This window comes from Streptococcus mitis, from assembly GCF_000722695.1.
Lineage (GTDB): Bacteria > Bacillota > Bacilli > Lactobacillales > Streptococcaceae > Streptococcus > Streptococcus mitis_O.
The window spans coordinates 1-384 of sequence record NZ_JPFU01000024.1 but is presented as its reverse complement, the minus strand read 5'-3'; the positions used below and the strand labels follow the sequence as shown (position 1 = coordinate 384).

The 384-nt window shown below is 25.3% G+C and carries 1 protein-coding gene; it reads right to left on the bottom strand.

All coding sequences use genetic code 11. The features are described 5' to 3' along the window. Positions 1–384: glycosyltransferase family 8 protein (locus SK629_RS10855; RefSeq protein WP_042901892.1), on the bottom strand; the 384-nt coding region annotated here is incomplete at both ends.

The following is a 384-nucleotide window of genomic DNA, read 5'->3' as shown; positions in this document are numbered from 1 at the left end:
AAAACCTTCTTATATTCTTTATTAAATACATCTGCAACACCTAAAACAATATTCCCTTTAAAATCAACATCAAACAATTCTTTTAAAGAATTCATTACAATAGTGTCACTATCTAAATATAAAACTTTAGAAATATTTTTCGGAAGAATACTCCCTAACAATAATCTACTAAATGCACTCGCTGAACCTCTGTCTAATTGTAACTTATATGGTATTTCAACATTATCAACCCAACAAATTTTTCTTTGTCCATATTCTTGTGATAAATCATTAATTTTATTTTTATTTTCATCAGAGACATTATCTGCAATAATCCAAAGATTTATTTTAAAATCATGATTAGCATTATAAAGTGACTTAATAGAAGCGTATAATACATCTACA